The organism is Aestuariivita sp., assembly GCF_021404545.1.
Taxonomy (GTDB): domain Bacteria; phylum Pseudomonadota; class Alphaproteobacteria; order Rhodobacterales; family Rhodobacteraceae; genus Aestuariivita.
Genome location: NZ_JAAWWD010000034.1, coordinates 96,686 through 119,188, shown reverse-complemented (window position 1 = coordinate 119,188; position 22,503 = coordinate 96,686). Strand labels below are relative to the sequence as shown.

The following is a 22,503-nucleotide window of genomic DNA, read 5'->3' as shown; positions in this document are numbered from 1 at the left end:
CTTTTGACCCGAACCAATTCGGATAGGGGACGTCAAACATATTGCTGGATTTTGTCAAGGATTTGAAACAAACGTTTCATCATGTCGTCTCGTACTGAAACAGCTGACCAAACCATTGACGCGTTGCGGCACGCGTTGGCCGGTTTGGTCCGGGATGCGCCGCCGACAATCTCGCGCTTTGCACGCTGGGCGTTGGAACACCCTGAGGATATTGCTTTTTTCTCGGTTCGCGCTCTGGCTGAGCGGGCGGGTGTCAACGTCAACACGGTGTACCGGCTGGCGCTTGCCTTGGGTTTCCCGGGGTTTGATGCCTGCCGCCGGGCCTTTCAACTGGCTTTGGTCACGTCGAATGCATCCTATGGAGAGCGCGCCGCGAAGCTTGTTCATGGCCAGAACGAAGATCTGATCGACAGCATCAGGTCGAGCGCGTCCCGGAACCTCGAATCGATCTTTTCAAATGAAAACGCCGTCCTCATCCGCAAGACCGCGACCCTGCTTGCCAAGGCGGATCGCATCCATTGCATCGGTGTGCGCAGCAGTTTTTCCCTGGCACATTACTTTTCTTACACCGGCCGTATGGCATTTCCCAGTTTTGGCCGTCCAGTGGTGGAGGCCGGAAGCATCCTGGATGTCCTCAGCGAGGCGTCTGACGGTGACGTGGCCATCCTGATCACTTTCTCGCTCTACTCGCCTGAGCTGTTGCGGGCGCATGATGTGGCACGCAGCCGCAACCTGAAAATCGTCGCGATTACGGACGGGTATACCTCTCCGATTGCCCAAAACGCCGAGATCGTGTTCTCCCTTCCGATGGAAGGTCCGCAAACCTTGCCCAGCCTTACGGCGGGATTTGCCCTGGTCGAGGCAATCGTCAACGCGATGATCCTGACCGATCCCGATGCACCTGCGCGCATCGCCGACTTCGAGGACAGGTTGCTGGCGCATGGGGCGTATCTGCGGACCACGCCAAGGTGACAGGTCAAGCGGTTGGTGCTCTGAGACAGATCCGGTGCAGGCTTTAATCGGCCGCGCAGCCAGAGGCTTGACGGATGGAACGGCTCCTCCTTCCGTTCCATCCAGGGCGCCAGATCCGTTGCAGATGCGGTGGTCTGTCGGTGGCACCACAGGGGGGAGGGCTCAGGATCCTTTGTAGGGCCCGAACCCACCAATATCGCCAACAGGCACGCCATTCAGATAGAGCCCGGTGCCCACCGGTGTCGCCGCAGCAACCGTCTGAAGCGCCATGCAGGCCTGACGGCAATAGCGGATGAATTCCGTCATCCGCGCACGCGGTTCGGGGCTCTCGATCAACAGGTTGAGTTGCATATGCTCTCCCTTGCCATAGCAATCTGACGGAGAGATCTCGCCGAGATCCATCGTCGTGCTCCAGGTGCTGCGCTGTTCCAGACGGGCGCTTGTGATCCGGAACCCCTGGTCTTTCGCCAGCATTTCGACATGGCTCATCAGGCAAAGGCCAAGACCGGCGGCGAAATACATCAGGGGCGATGGCGCGGTGCCACGTCCGCCCACGGCCGTTCCTTCATCCGAGATCAGCTCCCACGTGCCCCCGTTCGGGACATTGGAGAAAAGTGTGACCTTTTTCAGATGCATCCCCTCGGGCATCGTTTCGACATTCACATGCGCGTCAAAGCGCATGCGCTCGCCTTGTTTGACCTTTTCCAGTGAGGGGTCAGGCAGGGATACTTGTGCGGGGGTTTGTTGAACCTTGCGCACGATGGTCTGGGGGTTCATTTCCCAAGAGATGTCCTTCATTGAAATCGTCCTTTCTTTGGGGTGGTGGTTTGCAGTGGGGGCTGGCCATGCGCCTTCAACACAGTTCCAGCGCAATCGGATAGATGAGCCGGAGACAACGCCTTGCCCGTCCAGAGGGTCGGCGGGACGCGATGCGTCGGGATAATGCGACCAATCGGGGTGCGGTGGGTGCAGGTGCCACATCTTGCGGCCGCGAACATTCTGAGCGCGACGCAAACAAACCCAGCGACGTTATCGAATGAACGAAACATGGTCCCTCCAACACTCTCTGTCTGACAATGTGGGCGAGGGAGTTGTTCCAAAAAGTCCGGAAAATGGAACCAGGCGTTTCAAGAACGGAATGGTAATGCACCGCGCGTGCCTCTAGATCTGAAGGGTGGGGCGTTCAGATGCATCTGACGCTCCTCTCAACCCTAGAATGCGACCGGGGAGGGCATCATGCCTATGCGTACGGCAATAGGATTGGACGATCTGCGCGCGTTCTTTCTGATCTCGGAGGCAGGTGGTGTGAGTGCCGCGGCCCGCCGGTTCGGCCTGTCCAAGGCCACGCTGTCGCGTGCGCTTGCCCGGCTGGAAGATCGCGCGGGCGGTCCCTTGTTCGACCGTGTCAGCAGTGGCCTGAAACTGACTGCCGCGGGAGAAATCCTTGTGGATGCGGCGCGCCAGGCGACAGAAGCGGGCAGCACCGCCAACGAGGTCTTACGCGCCGTTACCGAAGAGCCAAAGGGTCTTTTGCGCATTGCCGCAAGCGCGCTGAGCGGTCAGTATCTCTTGGGCCCCGTGATCGCCCGAATGGCGCAAAACCATCCAAACGTTACAACACATATCCAGGTGACCGCATCAGGCCCCGATCCTTTGGCCGAAGATTTGGACCTTGTTCTAAGACTTGGCCGCCCTGATGCGCCCTATATGATCGCCCGCCGCATCGCGAAGACCCCGATGAAGCTTTATTGCGGGGTGTCTTTCGCGCGCTCCAACGTCATGACAGACATAGACGCCGTGCGGGGTATGCCACGCATCTGCATCGATGTGCCCGGCGCGCCGATCAACTGGCATCTCACGGGTCCAAATCACGAAGTGCTGAGACTTGAGGCGGACCCGGTCGTCTATGCGGGCGATCCGACTGTCGCCCTGGGGCTCGTTCAGTCGGGCGCGGGTATCACCATGCTCCCAGCCCTCTTCGGCGATGAGCAGGTAAAACGCGGCGGCGCGGTACCTGTATTGCCCGGCTATGATATGGGGCTGATCGAGATTTTTGCAGTCTTCCCGCCGCGGCGGTCCAGCGTGCCCGCGGTGCGGATCTTCATTGATTATCTCAGCGAATATGCCCAGGGCCTTGGGTCTGCGGACTAGCGGGGATGGCAACGGGCGAGTTTTGCGCGCGCCGAGCGGACCGTTTTGCCCTATACTGATCAGAGCAGCTGCCGCTGGATCGCTTGGCGCAGCGACAGGCGCGCTGACCCCAGACGATGGCGGCGCGACAGGCCGCTCGATCCGCCGGGACGAGCCGATCTACGTCATCGGCTCGTCCCGGCGTGGGTTCGACGATCCGGCGCAGGTTGGGTGGCGACGGAGCGTCGGAATCGTTCAAGACGACAGGATGGCGGCTCTTCATCATAACTCGACGCATGATGGTGCGGTCAGTGGAGGAGAATGAAGATGGCAATGGATAGAATGCACGCTCAGCTCGACGCGATTTTGCGTGCGTCGGTGTCTGGTGAGGAGCGTGTCCCGGGTGTTGTGGCGATGGTGACGGACCGTGAGGGGACGGTCTATTCCGGCAGCGCGGGCGACCGGGAGCTTGGCGACGGCAAGATGTCCGAAGACACTGTCTTTGCCAATTTTTCGACCACAAAGGCGATCACCGCGACCGCCGTTCTTCAATGTGTCGAAGAGGGGCTGCTTGATCTTGACGCACCTGCTGGCACGTACCTGCCCGCACTGGACGAGCTTCCCGTGATCGAGGGGTTTGACAGTGCGGGCCAACCACGGCTGCGCGCCCCGGCAAGCCGGATCACGATGCGGCAATTGCTGACCCACACCGCGGGTTTTGGGTATGCCTTTCTGGATGAAACCTATCAAAAGCTCGAAGCCGAACATGGTCAGGTGACGCCGATCAGCTGTACCAAGGCGTCGTTCAAGGCTCCGTTGCTCTTTGATCCGGGCACGCGGTGGTGGTATGGAACCTCACTCGACTGGGCCGGTCAGGTGGTTGAGGCGATCCGTGGCGAGCGGCTTGGCGCGGTCATGGCAGACCGGATCTTTGAGCCGCTCGGGATGTCCCAGACCACCTTTTCCCGGACCGAGGAGATGAAGGCGCGCTCTGCCACGATCCACGCGCGCGGCGAGGACGGTTCGCTGAGCCCGATGATCGGGTTTGGGCTACCGGACGCGCCCGAGGTCGATATGGGGGGGCACGGGCTATACGGCACCGTACCGGATTATCTGCGGTTCATCCGCATGTGGTTGAACGATGGCCGTGGGGAGAACGGGGATGTCCTGAGGCCCGAAACCATCCAGATGGCCAGCCTTGGCCATCTTGGCGAGGGGCTGGAGGTCGTGGGCCTCAAAACGACAGACCCGACGCTGACCAATGATGCGGAGTTCTTTCCCGGCCAGCAAAAGGATTGGGCGCTGAGCTTTATGGTCAATGCCGAAACGGCACCCACGGGGCGTCCGCCGGGTGGTCTTGCCTGGGCCGGGCTGGCCAATTGTTTCTACTGGATTGACCGCGAATCCGGTATCGGTGGATTCTGGGCCACGCAAATCCTGCCCTTCGCGGATGCGATCTCGTTTACGCGCTATCTTGAGTGGGAAACGGCCGTCTACTCTCATATGCAATCACGGGCCGCCGCTTAACCAGATCGATGGGACTTGATCACCGAGAGGGGCACAACGCCACGCCTATTCGATGGCAATCCCTGACCCGTTGGGTCGCGGGCAAAACCCTCCGGTCGAGCGATGGGCTCGACTGGGGTGGGGTAGGGTTGCGATCCTTTGAGTTTCAAAAGCAACGTGCAGAAGTGCCCGCACTTCGCGATTACACGCTGGTCTCCTACGATGCCGACCTGTCGCCGATGCGGCGCAGTTTGGACGGCAGATGGAAAGAGGCCGTCCTGGAACGCGGCGCGACGTCGCTTTTGACGCGCAAGCAGGAATCGATCTGGGATTGGGACGAGACCGCGTATGTCACGCATATCTACCTTTCCCAGGAACTGATGGAAGGGGTCGCCGAAGAAATCCTTGATGGGCAGGGCGACAACATCGATCTTCCCGATGTGCTGCACGCGAAGGATTCAGTGATCAGGAAGATTGTTGTCGCGTTCTCTCGCGAAGCGGCCTGCGGTGGTCTGGGTGGACCGCTCTATGCCGAAGCGTTGTCCCGTGACCTGATTATCCATCTGCTGCGCAGTTACGCGGCTGTCTCCTCGCCTTGGAAAAGGCCCGATGGCGACCTCAGCATCTCAATGCGGCGCCACATCTTGGAATACATCCAAGAGCATCTTGCGTTTCAGATTAGCCTCGAAGAGATGGCGGCCCAGGTGGGGCTGCCCCCCTGGGCCTTTGCACGGCGGTTCAAGACCGCCTTTGGCCAACCGCCTTATGCCTTCGTCCTGTCATGCCGGGTCGAGCAAGCCAAACGCCTGTTGATCAGCACGAGCCTGCCCCTGAGTGAAATCGCAGCGATGTGCGGGTTCTCGGACCAGGCCCATTTGACCCGGATCTTTCATCGGACCTTTGGCATGCCGCCTGGCAAATACAGGCGGCATGTTCTGTCTTGATGTCGCGCCTCCGGCTCAGGTCAGCCGGAAGCCCAGATACCCGCTCTCGGCGACATCGCGGCACTTGTCCTTATATGTATTGGCTCCGCCCGCATAGGCCAGCACCCGGCGCGGTTTGCCGTCGACATTGGAGCCGACCCACCAGCTGTCGGTCTTGGCGATCAGGGTGGCGTTGGCAATCTCGTCGTGATGGGCGACCCAGGCGTCTTCGGTCGCTTCGAGCGGTTCGATTGAGGTCTGCCCTGTTGTCCGGACATGCCGGATGCAGTCGGATATCCACTCCGTCTGCTGCTGCAAGCAGGTCGGCAGGTTGCACAGCGCCGCAGATGGCGCCAGCGGCGCGCCGGTCAGAAAGAGATTGGGATAGCCGTGCTTTTGAAGGCCCATCGTTGTGCGGATGTCGCGCCCCCAGTCTTCGCGCAGGCTGCGCCCGTCCCTGCCTCGGACATCGATCCGGGCCAGCGCCCCGGTCGAGGCGTCAAACCCCACCGCCATCACGATCACATCCAACTCGTGCAGCGTGCCGTCCTGCATGCGAATGCCCTTGGCTTCGATATGAGAGATCGCGGTTTTGCGCAGGTTGACCGCATGGACATTGTCGCGCCGGTAGGCCTCCAGATAACCGGTATCGAGAGGAACCCGGCGGGTGCCAAAGCCGTATTCGGTGGGCACCAGCGTCTCGATCAGTTCGGGATCTTTCAGCCGTTCGCGCATCTTGCCGCGCACGAACTCAGAAACCTCTTCGGACACGTCCTGCTGCGACAGGATCTCGGCGAAACCGGCCAACCATATCTTGAGCGATCCGTCCTCGTAAAGCGTCTCCAGACGCTCCAGGCGTTGCTCGGGCGTCAGGTCTGCCCAGGCGACCTCGAAATCGTACTCGAAGCCGGTGAACGTGTTGAAGAGTGTGCTGCGCAGCTCGTCAAAGCGGTCCTTATACGCCTCGACATCGGAGGGGCCGTATTTGGGGTTTTTCATCGGTATGATGTATTGCGGGGTCCGAACGAAAACCGTCAAATCCGCCACCTGCGGTGCGATTGTCTGGATGACCTGAACGCCTGTGGCGCCGGTGCCGATCACGCCAACGCGCTTGCCGGTCACGTCAATGCCGCCTTCGGGCCAGCGCGAGGTATGCAGGATGTCACCTTCAAACGTGTCCTCGCCCGGATAGAGACCGCCCAGAGGCACCGAAAGAACACCCGTGCAGGACACCAGAAACTGGGTGCTGTAGGTCACGCCCGTGTCTGTCGTCACCCTCCAGCGTGCGGTGGCCTCATCGAAATGGGCGGCCGTGACGGTCGTGCCGAAACGAATGTTCTTGCGCAGATCCAGCCGGTCGGTGACATACTGCATCCAGCGCTCGATTTCAGGCTGGCCGGGGAACCGTTCGCTCCATGACCAGTCCTTATAGAGCGCTTCATCGAACAGATACTGATAGATATAGCCTTCGGAATCGAAACGCGCGCCGGGGTAGCGGTTCCAGAACCAGGTGCCCCCGACATCGCTTGCGGCTTCGACAGCGGCCACCGAAAGGCCCTGCTCGCGCAGCTGATAGAGCTGATAGAGCCCTCCGACGCCCGCTCCGATGACCAGCGCGTCAAGCGTGACCTCGTCCTGGTCTGACGGCGCGGCCTGGGATGATGTGTTTTGATCTAGCATGGTTTCCTCCCTTTATTGTACGTGCAGGACGTCAGGTCCTGGCGCGATACAACAAGGCTAGGGAAAGACTTGCCGCCCCGTCTTGAACGATCCAGAGAGAGGCCGACGTTTCAGTCCCGCGTCACCGGCATCGGGAACAGAATCGCCCTTGGGCCTGGCCGACGATTGGCGACGCAGGCCTTAGAACGTCGCTTTGAGGTGCTCGGAGATCACGGCCTTGAGCTCCAGCCCCTCGACCTGCTCAAAGGCCAAGCCCGTCGTTCCGAGATACGTGGCTTGGTTGATCGCGGTCCAGGCATTCACCGCCAGCCTGTAGGTCCTGGATTTATCCAGATCGACCGCCGCGACATGGACATAGTCGCCGGTGCGACCCTCCAGATTCTGGGCCGTGAACTGATTGGACCGGGCCAGGATTGGCGCCAGATCCGCGCCCGAGATTTCGGTGACCAGCAGCCGTCCTCCAAACCGGACAAAGGCGTCGAAATCGTAACGGGTCAAAGGCCCCGCAGCCAAGGGCGCGCCAAATGTCGTATGGCCGATCATCGCCAGGTCCGCTTGGGTGGCGATGCGCACCGCCTCGGTCGCCACCAGGATCGATGCATGCAGATCGAGTGCCAAGGGCAGTGTCGCAATCACTTCGGTATCTTGCGCAGTAAGATGCTGGGCCTTTTGGGCATCGATCAACGCCGCGAGCGCCGCGTCGCCGCCGCTCGGGGCCACCGCTTGGGTCCGGTAATCCGTCCGGACGCCGTCCGCCCCTTTGGTCAGCGACAGCAGGCCAATCTGCGCGCCCCAGCTGCCACCGTGAAAATAGCGAACATCGTTGTGAACCAGATCGAAGCTCAGGTGATCATGCGCGCCTTGGATCACCGTCCCCGCAGGCAAAGCATCGATATAGGTCTTGTCAGGGGCAACGCCCGCATGGCTCATGATCAAGGCGAGATCGGCTCCGGCAGAGCTTTCTTCAAACGCGTCTTCAACGAACTGTGCCGTGTCCAGAAATGTCAGCGTTTCGCGAACGGCGGGGCGGTAGACAAACGGGTTCGTTGCAGCAAGCCCCAGTACGGAAATGTCGATGCCACCAAGGCCCAGCCGATCTGATATCGGTGCGAAAAACCGCCCCGTCCGGCGGTCAATCAGGTTGGAGATCACACCGATACCCGCCTGATCCGCCCGCGCCGCAAACGTCACCATGTCATCCAGAATGGCCGTTTCGTGATTGCCCAGATTGACCACGACCGGCATCTCGGCGGCGAGTGCGGACAAAAACGCCCAATCGACTGCACCGCCCGAGCGCTCGCAGACGACATTGCCCCGCTCAAAGATATCTCCGTTCAACAGCACCGCGCTGGGAAGGCCTGCCTGCGCCTTCATTGTACGGATCGTGTCCAACACAGCAGGCAAGCGGACATAAGGCGCGTGCAGGTCAGACAGGGTAAACAACACAGCGTCGGCGGCGTCCTGTGCTCCCACCGTCGACGGCAGCGCGGCTGCGGTCAACGCCGCAGCCCCTCCTGCCAACACCAGACGGCGATCCACGACAAAGCTGGCTTTCTTGGACATTGGAGCGATCCCTTTCAACGGTTTGGAACCCCATGTAGCTGATCTTGTTGTGGCCTACCGATCAAGATTGACGCAGCTATGACATGGAATGGTCTGGCGGGCCTGCGCGCCGCAAAAGGCGCATGTCCTGAACGGCCTTCCGATGACGGCACAAAATGAGACCTTCGCCAAGCCTTCAGAAAACCATACTTCGGACGCAGATCACCCGCCTTTGGGATGCGTCACGGGGCGTCATCGGCCTCAGGTCAGGGCGGTTTTCAGCGCGGCAAGCTTGTTGTTCAGATGCTCTTTCAAGAGCGTACTCAGGCGCGAGCCATCGCGGGTTTCGACCGCTTCGAGGATGCCGCGATGCTCTTCGACCGCCTCCGCCCAGCGGCTGTCCGAGACATTTGCCAGAAGGCGCGCCCGCTCGACCCGCGAGGACAGCATCGCGTAATGCTGGGCCAGCACGGGATTGCGCGCCGCGGCCATAAGGGCGGCGTGGATATCGTGATTGGCCTGAAAATACGCGGGTCTGTCGCCCGCGTCATAATATCGGAACATGTCGTGATGACGCGTGACGATCTGGGCGATCTCTTCATCCGTAGCCAGAGCGCAGGCCAGCTCCCCGGCCAGACCTTCCAGAACGGCGATCACCGGAAACGCGGCTGCCAGCTCCTCCATCGTCACGTTAGAGATGCGTGCGCCCCGGTTCGATTCCAGGATGACAAGCCCTTCGTTGGCCAGAACCTTGAGCGCTTCGCGCAATGGTGTACGCGACACACCCAGGTTTTCGCACAGTTCCCTCTCCGGCACTTTTGCGCCGGGCTCCAGTGAACCCTCCACGATGGCTTGCCGCAATCGGGTCACCAGCTCCTCATGAAGCGATGGCCGGGCCAACGGGGTCGACAGGTTCATGTTATTGGCCTCCCTCTGCAAGGGCCATTTCCAGCACGCGTGCCACATGTATGGCCTGGCGGTCAGCCCCATCGGCGATCTGGTGTCGACAGGACGTGCCATCGGCAACAATCAATGTATCGCGCGATGCCTGTCGTACAGCCGGAAGCAGATCGGCCTCGGCCATCTTTAGCGATACATCTACCGTATCACGGCCATAGCCGAAAGCCCCGGCCATTCCGCAGCAACTGGTCTCGATGACGTCCACCTCGGCATCCGGGATCCTGTCGAGGGCGGCCTGAACGTCCGGCATCACCTGATGCGCCTTTTGATGACAGTGTCCATGCAACAGGATTTTCTGACCCAGAGCCCGCAGCGGCAGGTTGACATCATGCTTGACCAGATACTCCTCCAGCATTAGGGCCTGCGCGGCGACCGTCTCGGCCCGCCCATCGGTGATCAGCGCCGGAATTTCATCGCGCAGGGTCAGCAGCGACGACGGTTCGAGCCCGATAACCGGTATGCCCGCCTCGGCATGGGGCAAAAGCGCCGCAACCAGCCGCTCGGCCTCGGCGCGGGCGTTCTCGACCAGCCCAACCGAGAGGAGCGTCCGACCACAATCCAGCGGACGCCCTCCGTGGACGGGAGTGGCCACCTGCACTTTGAGGCCAGCGGCCCTCAGAACGCGTCCTGCAGCACGCAGGTTCTCGGGCTCGAAATACCGATTGAAGGCATCCGCGAAGAGGATGACGTCGGGGTTGGGATCTGCAAATTCCGCGTCGCGGAACCGGTTGGCCGACCAGGTCGGCAGATCGCGGGCGGCCGCAAATCCGGTCAAACCCTCGGTCAGCTTTGCAAGGCCCGGCACGCGGTTGCGCAGGTTCATCAGCCACGGCGCGCGCGCGGCCCAAGGGGCATAGCGGGGCATGTAGCCCACCAGGCGGTCATGCAGGCTCAGCCCGTGCTTCTGCACCCGCGCCGCCAAGACTTCGGTCTTCATGCGCGCCATATCCACGCCGGTCGGACATTCGCGTTTGCAGGCCTTGCAGGACACGCAGAGCTTCATCGTCTCGGCCATCGCATCCGATGTCAGGGCATCCGGTCCAAGCTGCCCCGAGATGGCCAGGCGCAAGCTGTTGGCACGACCACGCGTGACGTCGCGTTCATTCCGGGTCACGCGGTAGGAGGGGCACATCGCGCCACCCTTCAGCTTGCGACAGGCGCCGTTGTTGTTGCACATCTCGACCGCGCCCTGAAATCCGCCACCTGCGCCCGGCCAGGCGGACCAGTCGAAGGCCGTTTTCAGCGCCGGGACGGAGTAGTCCGCGCTATAGCGGAACAGACTGCGGTCATCCATTTTGGGCGGGTCGACGATCTTGCCGGGGTTCAGCACCCCATCCGGGTCGAACCGCTGTTTCACATCCCGGAAGAGATCGGTGATCTCGGTCCCATACATGCGTTCATGAAACTCCGAGCGGACGATCCCATCGCCATGCTCACCCGAATGCGACCCTTTGTATTCGGCGACCAGGGCAAAGGCCTCTTCGGCGATGGACCGCATCTTCTTCACATCGTCTTCCAGCTTGAGGTTCAGAACCGGCCGAACATGTAAGCATCCGACGGACGCATGGGCGTACCAGGTGCCTTGGGTGCCGTGACGCTCAAAGACGTCGGTCAGCCGCGCGGTGTAATCCGCCAGGTCAGTCAATTCGACGGCGCAATCCTCGACGAAGGAAACGGGTTTGCCCTCCTGCTTCATCGACATCATGATGTTGAGGCCGGATTTGCGCACCTCGGCGATCTGCCCTTGCAGGCGCTGGTCGGTGATCGGTTTCACACCACCCCAGTTGCCGCCCTCACCGCTCCAGGAGAACCCCAGATCGTTCATGCGCGCTTCGATGTCTTTTAGTTTCCCGGCATTGGCCTCGGCTGAGCCTTCGTCGAACTCCACCAGGAGAACCGCCGCAGGATCGCCGTTGACGAAATTCTCGATCGTGCGCCGGAACAGTGGGATCTGCCGCGAGAGGCCAATCATCGTGTTGTCGACCAGCTCAACCGAAAGCGGGTTCAGCGCGACCAGGTGCTGGGTCGCATCCATCGCCTGATAGAAGCTGGGGAAGTGGCAGACCGCAAGGACACGCTCCCCTACCAGCGGCCAGAGCTTCAGCTCGATGGCGGTGAAATAGGCCAGCGTCCCTTCGGAGCCAACCAAGAGATGCGACAGGTTTATTGGCGCATCTCCAGGGGCCAGAGCGTCGAGGTTATAGCCGCCGACCCGGCGGTTCAGCTTGGGAAACCGCGCATCGATCAGATCGCCATGGGCCGCACCAAGACGAAGCATATCGTCCACGATCGCTTGTGCGGGATGGTTCGACAGGGTGCCGACGGGAACCTCACCGAACCGTGCCTCGGTGCCATCGGCCAGGATCGCGTCGATGGCGTGCACGTTGGACCGCATCGTGCCATAGCGCAGGGAGCGTCCGCCGCAGGAGTTGTTGGCCGCCATGCCGCCGATGGTCGCGCGCGACGCCGTCGAGACATCGACCGGGAACCACAGACCATGGGGTTTCAGCGCCCGGTTCAGATCGTCCAGCACCACGCCGGGTTCTACGATGGCGCGGCGGCCTTCGACATCAATCTCCAGAATGCGGTTGAAATGCTTGGAGTTGTCGAGGATCAGGCCGGAATTGACCGTCTGGCCACATTGAGACGTACCGCCCCCGCGCCCCGTCACCGGCATTCCGGCGGCCCGCGCGGCCTCCAGCGCGACGGAGATATCGTCTCTGGAGCGGGGAATCGCGACTGCCGATGGCATTATCTGATAGATCGATGCATCGGTCGAATAACGCCCTCGGGAAAAGGCGTCCTCAAGAATTTCCCCGGAAAACCGGCCCTTTAGCGTATCTAGCGGCATGTTTGTCTCCTCCCCGGCGACGTGGCTTGACAGCTCATCTTTTCAAATTGTATTCATAATTCAAGATTATGCATTCGGCAACACGCGTCCCTGTGTTTGAACCGGATCAGTGTGGAGGATAATCAATGACATCGAGAAAAGCCGGGCGGCACTTTCTGCAAATTCCTGGCCCAAGTGCGGTTCCTGACCGTATCCTGAGGGCAATCAGTGCCCAAACGATTGACCATCGTGGACCGGATTTCGCGGCGGTCGGTCAGGCAGCGCTTGACGGCATGAAGTCGATCTTCAAGACGCAAGTCGGCCAGGTGATCATCTATCCCGCTTCTGGTACCGGCGCCTGGGAAGCGGCCCTGATCAACACGCTGTCCGAAGGCGACCGGGTCCTGATGTATGAAACCGGGCATTTCTCGACGCTCTGGATGACAATGGCCAAACGCCTTGGCCTGGCGCCTGAGTTCATCGAAGGTGACTGGCGCGGTGGCGCGGACCCCGAGGCCATTGCAGAACGGCTGCGCGAAGACAAAGCACACCAGATCAAGGCGGTCTGCGTGGTGCATAACGAAACCTCCACCGGTTCGGTCTCGCCTATCGCGGAGGTGCGTGCGGCGATTGACGGGGTGGGCCATCCCGCACTCTTGATGGTCGATTCCATCTCGGGCCTGGCGTCGGTCGATTTCCGGTTCGATGAATGGGGTGTCGATGTCTGTGTGTCGGGCTCGCAAAAGGGTCTAATGCTGCCGCCGGGGATTTCGTTCAATTGCGTGAGCCAAAAGGCGATGGAGGTGTCGCGCAATGGCGGGATGCGCCGGTCCTACTGGGATTGGCAAGATATGACCGGCCCGAATGAAACCGGCTATTTCCCCTACACGCCCGCCACAAACATGCTTTATGGCCTGAACGAAGCGGTCGCGATGCTGCACGAAGAGGGGCTGGAAAACGTCTTTGCGCGGCATGCCCGCCATGGCCGTGCCACCCGTGCTGCCGTCCGGGCCTGGGGGCTTGAAGTGCTGTGCAGCCAGCAGGGCCAGGAAAGCGGCGTTCTGACCGCCGTGATGATGCCTGAAGGCCATGGCGCTGATGCATTTCGCGCGACGGTGCTGAAGAATTTCGACATCTCGCTGGGCAATGGCCTGTCCAAGGTGGCGGATCGCGTCTTCCGCATCGGGCATCTGGGGGATTTCAACGACGCGATGCTGATGGGCACGTTGTCGGGGATCGAAATGGGGCTGTCCAAGGCGGGCATTCCCCATTCCAGCGGTGGAACAGCGGCCGCGATGGAGGTCCTGGAGGAGGACCTTCCGCACACTCTCGCCGCTGAGTGACGATCTAGGGGACGCCCCATTTATGTGTGGCACCGGGGCGCCCTTCCAAAAACATGCCACACGATACTGACAGAATTCTTGGAGGAGAGAATATGTTGTCCCTGAAAACCGCCACCATGGCCGCCTTTATGGCAGGCACCACATTGGCCGTACCCGCGGCACTGGCGCAGGATTATCCCACGCGCACAATCGAAGTCATCCACTCTTACGGGCCTGGGGGTGGCACCGACCGGTTCATCCGCGCGGTGGGCGTGCCCTTTGAAGAGATCTCGGGCCAGTCGATGGTGCCGATCTCGATCCAGGGCGGGGGCGGGATGCCGGCCTATGCCAATTTCCAGCAACGCCGCGTCGATGGCTATACGCTAATGGCGATCAGCCCCGATCAGATCATTGCCCATGTGCTGGGCCGGATCCAGATGGACTCGTTCCAGCCGCTGGCACGCGTTCAATACGATCAGGGTATGATCCTGGTTCCCGAATCCAGCCCGTTCCAGACCATCCAGGACTTTATGGCCCACGCCCGCGAGAACCCAGGTGATCTGACCGTCGGTATCACCAATGCCGCCGGGTTCGACGACACGGTGATGGGTCTGTGGAACATCGAAACCGGCGCCGAGGTCACGACCGTGCCGTTCGGCTCGTCCGAGATGGTGTCGAACACGTTGGGCGGTCAGGTGGACGCCATGCATGAGGAATACGGGCCTGCGCGCGGCCTGATCGAATCCGGTGATATGCGCCCGCTTGTTGTCTTTTCCGATGAGCGTCTCCCGGTGCTGCCCGATGTGCCGACCGCCGTTGAGCTTGGCTATGACGTGACATTGGGACGGTGGCGTGCATTTGCCATGCCTGCGGATGCCGATCCTGCGCATGTCGAAACGCTTTATGGACTTGTGTCCGAGGCCGTGGCGACCGACGCATATCAGCAGATACAGGAACAGGCGGCGCTTCAGTATCGCTCTGTGCTGCTGGGGCCCGATGAGTTTCAGGCCTTTATCGAAAGCGAGATCGAAGTCTACACCCGCGTGCTTGACGCGCTTGGTCTGACGGACTGATCATCCTGCCTGTCGCGCATTTCTGACCGGCAACGGTTGAGAGCGCGACGGGCCATCCCAATACCTCCAAGGAATGGATACCATGGCCCATCGCCTGCTTGATCTGGCCTTTGCCAGTCTCCTGTTTGGTTTGTCGATCTTCTTGTGGTTTGTGGCGGACGGCTTTCCTGAGTCGCGCAGATTTGCCCAGGCCGACGCCGATTTCTGGCCCAAGATCATTTTCGCGACGATGGCTCTGATCACGGGCATTCTGGCGATCCGGTCCGTCCTGAGCCTGCGCCAGAGCGGTGAGGAGATGGCAGGCGCCTTTACCATGACGGCGGATTTTCGTGCCTCGGCGCTGCGCGTGTGCGCGATGGGGGCGCTGATCCTGATCTATTTCGTCGCCTTCCAGCATCTGGGTTTTATCCTCGCCACCTTCGCGTTTCTGATGCTGGCTAGCTTCGTGATCCCTTACAAAAACAACGTGACGCGGGTTATCTTCGCGGCCTGTTTCACCGTGGTCCTCGTCCTGTTCTTCACGCAGGCGCTTGAGTTGCCGCTGCCCCGGGGCAGTGGCGTTTTCTACGACCTGAACGTGCTGTTCTACTGAGCCCCGGAAGGATCCTTCACCATGTTGGAAGCATATGGCTCCGCGATCGCCTATCTTTTTGGCAACCCGTCCTCCTTTCTGCTGATCATCTTTTCGGTTGTCTGGGGGATCGCCTTCGGGTCGGTTCCCGGACTGACGGGGATCGTTGGGGTGGCCCTTCTGATCCCCTTTACCTTTGTGTTCGATCCCACCGCGGGGCTGCTTTTGCTGTCAGGCGTTTATGTGGGCTCAACCTTCGGAGGGTCGATCTCTGCCATTCTGTTCAACACGCCCGGCAGTCCCGAGGCCGCCTGTACCGCGCTCGACGGCTATCCGATGGCCAAGAAGGGGCAGGCCGGCAAAGCACTGGGCATCGCGCTGGCCTCGTCTGCGATCGGCGGGATCTTCGGAACCATCGTGCTGATGCTGCTGGCCCCGCCCATGGCGCAGTTTGCCCTGAATTTCGGACCACCGGAGTATTTCGCGCTGGCCGTTCTGGGGATTACCGCGATCTCGGCCATCGGCGGTGGATCGGTCCTGAAAGGTCTGGTTGCTGGGCTTCTTGGTCTTGGTATCGCCACTGTCGGCCTCGATCCGATCACCGGGACCGAGCGGTACACGTTCGGCAATCTCTCGCTGCTGACAGGCATAAGCTTTGTTCCGGCCATCATCGGCACATTTGCACTGGCCGAAGTGCTGCAACGGGCCGGTGAACGGACATCGACCGCAGATGTGATCACCGATGTTTCCACCAAATTGCCGAGCATGAAGGAATTCCTGGCGACACGGTATACGCTGTTGCGCTCCTCGTCGATTGGCGCCTTTATCGGTGCGCTGCCGGGTGTCGGCGCCACCACCGCTGCCTTTATCAGCTATTCCGAGGCGGTGCGTTGGTCCAAGAGGCCGCAGGACTTTGGCACCGGGGTGGCCGAAGGTATTGCCGCGCCGGAATCGGCAAACAACTCCGCCGTCGGTGGCTCCATGATCCCGCTTTTGGCCCTTGGTATCCCAGGCAGCGCGACCACAGCCGTGATGCTGGGTGGACTGACGATCCACGGGATCATTCCAGGCCCCCTGTTGATGGAGACCAACACGCAGCTCGTTTATACAGTATTTATCGGCATGTTCATTGCAAACATCCTGATGCTGGTTTTCGGGATCCGCGCCGCGCGGTACTTCGCCCTTGTCCTCAAAGCGCCCTATGCGCTGGTGGGTCCCGCGATTGTCGTGCTGTGTATGACCGGTGTCTATGCGCTGAACTCCAACATCGTCGATGTCGGCGTGATGCTTGCCATGGGCGCATTCGGCTTCCTTCTGCGGAAACTGAAATACCCCATCGCGTCATTCGTTATCGGTCTGGTCCTTGGTCCGATAGCCGAACGGAGCCTACGCCAAGGGCTTGTGATCAGCGATTATGATTACTGGGATTTCGTCTCTCGACCGATCACGGCAGTTTTGCTCATCGCCAGCCTTGTGTCGTTGATCTATGGCTTTTATGGCCAATGGAAGCGGCATCAGGACGCGCAAGCGGCCAAGATGGCCGCGGGCTAGGGCAAGTGAGGCCCAAGCGGCAGGCATGAAAGGCGCGCCCCCGGATCCCGTGCAACGGATGCCGGGGGTGAACCAGAAGACCGACATCCGATTTGGCCCTGATGCGCTGAACATTGCTCTGGAGCCCCTTTCGCGTCGGCAGGATGACCGATTAGCGTGTCCCGGCTCGGGCGACACCTCGCGGGTCTGACCGGTCCAACCGTTTCGAGCGGCCGTTCTTTGCGCCAGCACAGGACATTGTGGAACCAAACGCCCTGTCGCGCGTTGTCGTGTCAGATACCTGGTGCCGCCCTGGCGGCAATCGCAAACCGATAGGAGTTGAAAATGGTTGAGATCGCAGGACTTGGAAGTCTTATCTTGATGGCGCTGAACATCTGGGCGTTCATCTCAATCGTCACGTCAGGGGCGACCACCGGATCCAAGGTGCTTTGGTGCCTGCTGGTCCTCATTCTTCCGCTGATCGGGTTTATCATCTGGTTTGTTGCCGGGCCACGCGGTCGGCCGAGTACAGCCTGACATTGCCGAGTGACCATTGCAAAGGTGGCCCCGGTTCCAGCCGGGGCCACCTTTTTTGGGTCATAGGAAAGGCCGCTTCTTCGGTGGTTCGACCTCGGCCTGTGCCATCTTTGCAAGTGCCGCAAGATCGTTGATCTGCAAAATGCCCTCTGACCACGCGGCCAATTGACGATCGCGCAATTTGACCAGGGTCTTGTTGGTATGCACCAGCGAGAGCCCCAGCGCATCGGCCAGATCCTGTTGGCGGAACGGAAACGGCATCCGAGACCGGGAGACAAGCCCCAGCGCCTGGCCCCGCTGGAAGACCTTTAACAACGCCCATGAGACGGCCTCAATCGCGGAACGCTGGCCGATTGTCGCCAGGGCGTCGCCCAGAAAATGCTCTTCTACCGCCGAGAGCCATGTCACGTCGAATGCACGTGATGGGTTGGTCTTGAAAAAATTGTAGAGTTCGGACCGGTCAAAGACACACAAGGTCATGGCCGTTGTCGCCTCGACCGAATGCTGCATTTCTCCCATGATGCCGGCTTGCAAGCCGATAAAGTCGCCCGGAAAGATAAAATTGATGACTTGCCGATCCCCGCTGGGAAGCACCACATAGCGCAGCCCCATGCCCCGCAGCGCCGTATAGAGCTGCGGCGCGTTCGACCCTTGCGACATAATCGGGGTTCCTGGATCGACCATCAACTCACCGGATTTGAACCGCTGGGTGCTGCGGCGGTCTTCCATGGACACTTCTGAGAAGATATCTGCCCCGTGCAATGGGCACTGCTCGCAACGCGTCGCCATTCGTTTCCCTTCCTTTACGTCAGTATGTCACAGTTTAATGCGCGATACGGCCAGAGGTTCCATAATGCGATCCCAACCGTATCAAAAAGGCATCCCGCGTGAGCATTCTATTGATCGAGCAGGATCCGTTCGTCCGCACAGACATGGCGCAGGCGCTGCGTTCGGCGTTTCCGGACCTAGCGGTGATCTGCGCCGAGCGCTCTGAATGCTGCAGGATCGACAAGACGCCGTGGATCGTCCTGTCAGATCATGTCCTGAAAGAGGACGAGCCGTATCTCCAAGCTCGGCGCTGGAAGGCTGCCGAGATGGCCTTTATCTGGACCGACTCGAACGGTCGGGATACCCCGCCGCATTGGTTATGCCTGTCGCGTCCCTTCACCGATGCGATGCTCATCAGAATCGTGCGAGAGGCGCTGGGTCAAGAAGTCGTCAAGGCTTGAGCCCGGGAACAGTGCGGTCTGACGTTCCTGCACAGGTCCGGCACGGCCCGACGAAAGACCGGTCGGCCTATGCCCGATGCACTCGTGATTGCCCTGATATCGAGATCGTCGAACGGTCGCTCCACGGTACCACCCGGTAGCAGACTGCGCGCACATCGTCTTGGCACATTGCGGCGCCCGTTCATCCAAGCCATTGGCGCCAGATCCCCGACGGGTCAGGCTCAAGCCGTGCTTGCGTTGCCGCCGGTTGTGACAGCCCGATGGTCTGTTCCTCTTCAAACCGGGGAAATGTACCCCGCCTTTGCGGCGGGGCCTTTCGTTTTTCGTGGCCGAAAAGCTCTAGGCCTTCAGGGTCTCCGTTGACGAAAAGAACATCGCCTGGCTTACGGCGGAGCGCACCTGTGCCTCCGTATAGGGTTTGGAGATCAGGAACGCGGGCTCAGGGCGCTCTCCGGTCAGCAACCGTTCGGGAAACGCGGTGATGAAGATCACCGGGCGTTTGCCCTGAGCATCCAGAATTTCGTTCACGGCGTCGATGCCGGATGAGTTATCGGCCAGTTGAATATCTGCCAAAACCAGATCAGGAACATCCTTTGCGGCCAGACTGACCGCCTCTTTACGGGTTCGCGCCACGCCGGTCACGAGATGCCCCATATCGGCAACCACGTTCTCGAGATCCATCGCGATGATCGCCTCATCCTCGATGATCATTACCCGGCCCGAGACGGCGTCCTCCATCTCGCGGCGGGCCACGGTGATCAGATGATCCGCTTCGCTCTGTTCGATCTGCATGATTTCGGCGACCGCCGACACGCTGAATTCCTCGATCGTATGCAGCAACAGTGCCTCGCGGGTGTTCGCCGTCAGCTTGGAGAGGTGTTTTTGCGCTGCGGCCCGCAGCCCGGTTTCTTTGTCTTCCACTGGTGCACCGGAACTCAACCAGATCGAATGAAACACCTTATAGACCCCGATCTTGACGGTCGAGGCTTCTTCGGCAACGCTACGGTCTTCCAAGATCGCCTCAAGCGTGGCCGCAGCATAGCTGTCGCCGGTTGTCTGATCTCCGGTCAAGGCGCGACCGTAGCGCCGCAAAAGGGGCAATGCGGTGCTGACAGAAGTCGTGAAATCGACTGACGTTGTCATTTTTTGTGATCCCTTACACTTTGTATGGAACCTAACGCGTGGTCGTGCGTTTGGTTCCGGACAAACTAGATTTTTAGATCAGCCAAGAGGCAGCTTGCGGAAAATGGCGCAGAACAAGCAAAGACCCAAGGGGCAAGATACAATCGATGAGAACCTCAAACGTGTGTACCAAGACACGCTGGAAGAAGAGGTCCCTGACCGCTTTCGTGCCCTTTTGGATCAACTCAAGGCGCAGGATGCGGCACAATCCCGTCAGAGCAATGGTGATGAGACATGAATCACCCCGACCCAAGGGACGCGCTGGTGGACCATCTGCCGGCCATGCGAGCGTTTGCGACATCGCTGACGCGCAATTCCGCAACGGCCGACGATATGGTGCAGGACACCTTGGTTAAGGCCTGGACGAATATCGATAAATTCGAGGCCGGGACGAACATGCGCGCGTGGCTCTTTACCATTTTGCGCAACACGTATTACTCCAACCGCCGCAAGGCGAAACGCGAGGTGGCGGATGTCGACGGCGTTCATACGGAGTCGTTGTCGCAAAAGCCCGATCACGATGGCCGCTTGCACATGTCGGATTTCCGGGAGGCCTTTGCGAAACTGCCGGATGAGCAGCGCGAGGCATTGATCCTGGTCGGCGCCTCGGGCTTTGCCTATGAAGAGGCAGCGGATATGTGCGGCGTCGCCGTCGGCACGATCAAAAGCCGCGTCAACCGAGGGCGCAAGCGGCTTGCAGAACTGATGCATCTGGATGACGAAGAGACCATGGAACTGACCGACAGTGCGACCATGGCTGTCGTGAATGCGCGCACGAACGGTGCGATGCGATGACGCAATCGGTCGCGCTGCACAGGCGGCTGACCACCCGCGTCCTTTTCTTCCTGACACTTGCGTTGCTTCCTCTTGGCGTGATCGGCGTGTTCCAGAACCTGCGCCTGAGCGCGGAAGTCGAGCAACGAACTGAGCTGTCGCTTTTGGCACTGACGGAGCGGGCCGCCTCCGGCGAGAGACAAATCATCCAGCGGGCCTTCGGAGCCGCTCAATCGCTGAGCGGGATCGGCACCGAAGTGCTCAATGACATCGCCCGGTGCCGAGACTATGTCAGGCGCTTCAAGGCCTCTGACACGAATTTCGCCTTTGCAGGCTTTGTCGGTGTCGATGGAACAAGTACCTGCTCGACCGCATATGATGTGCTGGACTTTTCGGATTATCCCGGCTTTGCCGATCTGATCGCCTATCCTCGGCTCAGCGTCCAGGTCAACCTCAACGCGCCCGGATCGGGGCAGAGCGTGATGATCATCAACCAGCCGCATTTTGCCGACGAGGTCTTTCTGGGTTACATCTCGCTTTCGTTGCCGCTGAGGGATGTGGGGGAAACCTTTGATTTTCTGGGCGACGCCGATCCGATCGCCCTGGTTACTTTCAACGCCGAAGGCCAGCTTTTGTCGACCGAACAGGGGCGCGCCCGGGCTCAGCGTTTTCTGCCCCGAGACATATCGCTTAACAGCCTTGCCCATGGCCGGGCCCGTACGCTGATCGCCACCAGTACCGTGGGTCAGGACGTGGTCTATTCGATCGTGCCGATTGTCCCGGACGTGGTCTATGCGATGGGTGCCTGGCCGCGCAGCACGCTTACGATGTCCGGGCAGATGGCTCCGTTCGCGACGGTCGCCTTGCCGTTTTTGATGTGGCTGGCCAGCCTGCTCGTCGTGTGGTTCGTAACGGATCGACTGGTGATCCAGCATATTCAAAAACTCAACCTGGCAGTGCGGCGGTTCGCCAAGGACCGTAAAGTGCCGGTGGACCCGCAGCGTCGCGCGACACCCACCGAACTGGCCGAGCTTGAAACCGCTTTGCACGGGATGACGCATGACATCTTGCAGGACGAGGCCCGCCTCGAAGATCAGCTGCGCGAAAAATCCGTCCTTCTCAAGGAGGTGCATCACCGGGTCAAGAACAACCTGCAGATCATCTCGTCGATCATGAACATGCAGATTCGCAAGGCGCGGGCAGAGGAGACCAAGCGGGCGCTGGGGCAGGTTCAGGACCGAATCATGGGCCTCTCTGGGGTCCATCGCACGCTTTACCAGGCCGACAGCCTGACGCAGGTGAATGCGGCGACACTGATTGAGCAGATCCTTGAGCAGAGCCGCGCCATCGGTGCAGCCCACGAGAGCGATATCGCAATAGAGACCGCATTGGATGCGGTCACGGTTTTTCCTGATCAGGCGGTGCCGCTGGCGATGTTTGTCTCAGAGGCGCTGACAAACGCCATGAAGTACCTTGGCGGAGATGCGCCAAGCATTCGTTTGTCGCTGACCCATGACGATCAGAACCACGCGCGGCTGACTATCGAAAACAGCAAAGGCACGCCACAACGCGATATCCACCCCGACAGGGAAGAGACGTCAACCGGCTTGGGCCAGCAGCTTATCCGGGCTTTTGCAACCCAGTTGGGCGGACAGATTGAAGTTTCGGAGACAGACGCGCAGTATTGCCTGTCGCTGGATTTCACGGTTGAGGAGTTCAGGGAAGATCCCCTGGATTACTGA

General features: G+C 60.3%; 20 protein-coding genes. 13 read left to right on the top strand and 7 right to left on the bottom strand.

The window, feature by feature from the left end:
• Positions 1–81 precede the first annotated feature (81 nt).
• The gene (locus tag HEP69_RS10735; protein WP_290558521.1) at positions 82–972 is read left to right on the top strand and encodes a MurR/RpiR family transcriptional regulator; all 891 of its coding nucleotides are present in this window, start codon (positions 82–84) and stop codon (positions 970–972) included.
• A gap of 162 nt (positions 973–1,134) precedes the next feature.
• Here the strand turns inward: HEP69_RS10735 and HEP69_RS10730 are convergent, their stop codons facing one another.
• Positions 1,135–1,770 carry an OsmC family protein gene (locus HEP69_RS10730; RefSeq protein ID WP_290558520.1) on the bottom strand — a complete coding sequence of 212 codons (636 nt, stop codon included), beginning with the start codon at positions 1,768–1,770 and terminating at the stop codon, positions 1,135–1,137.
• Between the two features lie 438 nt (positions 1,771–2,208).
• On the opposite strand from HEP69_RS10730, the gene HEP69_RS10725 reads away from it, so the two are divergent.
• From HEP69_RS10725 to HEP69_RS10715, 3 genes are all read left to right on the top strand, one after another.
• Complete coding sequence (locus HEP69_RS10725) at positions 2,209–3,123, top strand: LysR family transcriptional regulator (RefSeq protein ID WP_290558519.1); 915 nt, start codon at positions 2,209–2,211, stop codon at positions 3,121–3,123.
• A 306-nt stretch (positions 3,124–3,429) separates the two neighbouring features.
• Positions 3,430–4,629 (top strand): serine hydrolase domain-containing protein, encoded by a 1,200-nt coding sequence (locus HEP69_RS10720; protein WP_290558518.1) that lies wholly within the window; start codon positions 3,430–3,432, stop codon positions 4,627–4,629.
• 164 nt (positions 4,630–4,793) lie between these two features.
• Positions 4,794–5,552 (top strand): AraC family transcriptional regulator, encoded by a 759-nt coding sequence (locus tag HEP69_RS10715; protein ID WP_290558517.1) that lies wholly within the window; start codon positions 4,794–4,796, stop codon positions 5,550–5,552.
• 15 nt (positions 5,553–5,567) lie between these two features.
• On the opposite strand, the gene HEP69_RS10710 is transcribed toward HEP69_RS10715, so the two are convergent.
• The 4 genes from HEP69_RS10710 to HEP69_RS10695 all read right to left on the bottom strand — a co-directional run bounded on the left by HEP69_RS10710 (position 5,568) and on the right by HEP69_RS10695 (position 12,564).
• Positions 5,568–7,211, bottom strand: a complete 1,644-nt coding sequence (locus tag HEP69_RS10710; protein WP_290558516.1) for an NAD(P)/FAD-dependent oxidoreductase — start codon at positions 7,209–7,211, stop codon at positions 5,568–5,570.
• Between the two features lie 180 nt (positions 7,212–7,391).
• The gene (locus HEP69_RS10705) at positions 7,392–8,774 is read right to left on the bottom strand and encodes a 5'-nucleotidase C-terminal domain-containing protein (RefSeq protein ID WP_290558515.1); all 1,383 of its coding nucleotides are present in this window, start codon (positions 8,772–8,774) and stop codon (positions 7,392–7,394) included.
• Positions 8,775–9,014: 240 nt separating this feature from the next.
• Entirely contained in the window at positions 9,015–9,671 is a 657-nt protein-coding gene (locus HEP69_RS10700) for a GntR family transcriptional regulator (protein WP_290558514.1), read from the bottom strand.
• A gap of 1 nt (position 9,672) precedes the next feature.
• Positions 9,673–12,564, bottom strand: coding sequence for an FAD-binding and (Fe-S)-binding domain-containing protein (locus HEP69_RS10695; protein ID WP_290558513.1), 2,892 nt, complete (start codon positions 12,562–12,564; stop codon positions 9,673–9,675).
• A gap of 125 nt (positions 12,565–12,689) precedes the next feature.
• On the opposite strand from HEP69_RS10695, the gene HEP69_RS10690 reads away from it, so the two are divergent.
• The 5 genes from HEP69_RS10690 to HEP69_RS10670 all read left to right on the top strand — a co-directional run bounded on the left by HEP69_RS10690 (position 12,690) and on the right by HEP69_RS10670 (position 17,576).
• Complete coding sequence (locus HEP69_RS10690; RefSeq protein ID WP_290558512.1) at positions 12,690–13,886, top strand: aminotransferase class V-fold PLP-dependent enzyme; 1,197 nt, start codon at positions 12,690–12,692, stop codon at positions 13,884–13,886.
• 92 nt (positions 13,887–13,978) lie between these two features.
• A complete protein-coding gene (locus HEP69_RS10685; RefSeq protein ID WP_290558511.1) occupies positions 13,979–14,938 on the top strand; it encodes a tripartite tricarboxylate transporter substrate binding protein in 960 nt (319 codons plus the stop codon).
• Between the two features lie 82 nt (positions 14,939–15,020).
• On the top strand, positions 15,021–15,530 hold the full coding sequence (locus HEP69_RS10680) for a tripartite tricarboxylate transporter TctB family protein (protein ID WP_290558510.1): 510 nt from the start codon (positions 15,021–15,023) through the stop codon (positions 15,528–15,530).
• Between the two features lie 21 nt (positions 15,531–15,551).
• The gene (locus tag HEP69_RS10675; protein WP_290558509.1) at positions 15,552–17,060 is read left to right on the top strand and encodes a tripartite tricarboxylate transporter permease; all 1,509 of its coding nucleotides are present in this window, start codon (positions 15,552–15,554) and stop codon (positions 17,058–17,060) included.
• Between the two features lie 324 nt (positions 17,061–17,384).
• Positions 17,385–17,576: a PLD nuclease N-terminal domain-containing protein gene (locus tag HEP69_RS10670; protein ID WP_290558508.1), complete on the top strand. Its 192-nt coding sequence runs from the start codon at positions 17,385–17,387 to the stop codon at positions 17,574–17,576.
• A 60-nt stretch (positions 17,577–17,636) separates the two neighbouring features.
• On the opposite strand, the gene HEP69_RS10665 is transcribed toward HEP69_RS10670, so the two are convergent.
• On the bottom strand, positions 17,637–18,365 hold the full coding sequence (locus HEP69_RS10665; RefSeq protein ID WP_290558507.1) for a Crp/Fnr family transcriptional regulator: 729 nt from the start codon (positions 18,363–18,365) through the stop codon (positions 17,637–17,639).
• Between the two features lie 98 nt (positions 18,366–18,463).
• Here HEP69_RS10665 and HEP69_RS10660 point away from each other — a divergent pair, with 98 nt between their 5' ends.
• On the top strand, positions 18,464–18,805 hold the full coding sequence (locus HEP69_RS10660; RefSeq protein WP_290558506.1) for a hypothetical protein: 342 nt from the start codon (positions 18,464–18,466) through the stop codon (positions 18,803–18,805).
• Positions 18,806–19,144: 339 nt separating this feature from the next.
• Here the strand turns inward: HEP69_RS10660 and HEP69_RS10655 are convergent, their stop codons facing one another.
• Positions 19,145–19,948 (bottom strand): response regulator, encoded by an 804-nt coding sequence (locus HEP69_RS10655; protein ID WP_290558505.1) that lies wholly within the window; start codon positions 19,946–19,948, stop codon positions 19,145–19,147.
• A gap of 103 nt (positions 19,949–20,051) precedes the next feature.
• On the opposite strand from HEP69_RS10655, the gene HEP69_RS10650 reads away from it, so the two are divergent.
• Genes HEP69_RS10650 through HEP69_RS10640 form a run of 3 tightly spaced genes read left to right on the top strand, consistent with a single transcriptional unit; the run spans position 20,052 to position 22,503 of the window.
• Complete coding sequence (locus tag HEP69_RS10650) at positions 20,052–20,225, top strand: NepR family anti-sigma factor (protein WP_290558504.1); 174 nt, start codon at positions 20,052–20,054, stop codon at positions 20,223–20,225.
• A complete protein-coding gene (locus HEP69_RS10645) occupies positions 20,222–20,782 on the top strand; it encodes an RNA polymerase sigma factor (RefSeq protein WP_290558503.1) in 561 nt (186 codons plus the stop codon). Before HEP69_RS10650 ends, HEP69_RS10645 begins: the two co-directional genes overlap by 4 nt.
• On the top strand, positions 20,779–22,503 hold the full coding sequence (locus tag HEP69_RS10640; RefSeq protein ID WP_290558502.1) for a sensor histidine kinase: 1,725 nt from the start codon (positions 20,779–20,781) through the stop codon (positions 22,501–22,503). Before HEP69_RS10645 ends, HEP69_RS10640 begins: the two co-directional genes overlap by 4 nt.

Bases quoted from the DNA above. Each gene is read 5' to 3' on its own strand.
- HEP69_RS10720 (WP_290558518.1), top strand. From the start codon at position 3,430: ATGGCAATGGATAGAATGCACGCTCAGCTCGACGCGATTTTGCGTGCG.
- HEP69_RS10645 (WP_290558503.1), top strand. From the start codon at position 20,222: ATGAATCACCCCGACCCAAGGGACGCGCTGGTGGACCATCTGCCGGCC.
- HEP69_RS10685 (WP_290558511.1), top strand. From the start codon at position 13,979: ATGTTGTCCCTGAAAACCGCCACCATGGCCGCCTTTATGGCAGGCACC.
- HEP69_RS10640 (WP_290558502.1), top strand. From the start codon at position 20,779: ATGACGCAATCGGTCGCGCTGCACAGGCGGCTGACCACCCGCGTCCTT.
- HEP69_RS10680 (WP_290558510.1), top strand. From the start codon at position 15,021: ATGGCCCATCGCCTGCTTGATCTGGCCTTTGCCAGTCTCCTGTTTGGT.
- HEP69_RS10695 (WP_290558513.1), bottom strand. From the start codon at position 12,564: ATGCCGCTAGATACGCTAAAGGGCCGGTTTTCCGGGGAAATTCTTGAG.
- HEP69_RS10705 (WP_290558515.1), bottom strand. From the start codon at position 8,774: ATGTCCAAGAAAGCCAGCTTTGTCGTGGATCGCCGTCTGGTGTTGGCA.
- HEP69_RS10735 (WP_290558521.1), top strand. From the start codon at position 82: ATGTCGTCTCGTACTGAAACAGCTGACCAAACCATTGACGCGTTGCGG.
- HEP69_RS10670 (WP_290558508.1), top strand. From the start codon at position 17,385: ATGGTTGAGATCGCAGGACTTGGAAGTCTTATCTTGATGGCGCTGAAC.
- HEP69_RS10675 (WP_290558509.1), top strand. From the start codon at position 15,552: ATGTTGGAAGCATATGGCTCCGCGATCGCCTATCTTTTTGGCAACCCG.
- HEP69_RS10665 (WP_290558507.1), bottom strand. From the start codon at position 18,365: ATGGCGACGCGTTGCGAGCAGTGCCCATTGCACGGGGCAGATATCTTC.
- HEP69_RS10725 (WP_290558519.1), top strand. From the start codon at position 2,209: ATGCCTATGCGTACGGCAATAGGATTGGACGATCTGCGCGCGTTCTTT.
- HEP69_RS10710 (WP_290558516.1), bottom strand. From the start codon at position 7,211: ATGCTAGATCAAAACACATCATCCCAGGCCGCGCCGTCAGACCAGGAC.
- HEP69_RS10650 (WP_290558504.1), top strand. From the start codon at position 20,052: ATGGCGCAGAACAAGCAAAGACCCAAGGGGCAAGATACAATCGATGAG.
- HEP69_RS10690 (WP_290558512.1), top strand. From the start codon at position 12,690: ATGACATCGAGAAAAGCCGGGCGGCACTTTCTGCAAATTCCTGGCCCA.
- HEP69_RS10655 (WP_290558505.1), bottom strand. From the start codon at position 19,948: ATGACAACGTCAGTCGATTTCACGACTTCTGTCAGCACCGCATTGCCC.
- HEP69_RS10700 (WP_290558514.1), bottom strand. From the start codon at position 9,671: ATGAACCTGTCGACCCCGTTGGCCCGGCCATCGCTTCATGAGGAGCTG.
- HEP69_RS10730 (WP_290558520.1), bottom strand. From the start codon at position 1,770: ATGAAGGACATCTCTTGGGAAATGAACCCCCAGACCATCGTGCGCAAG.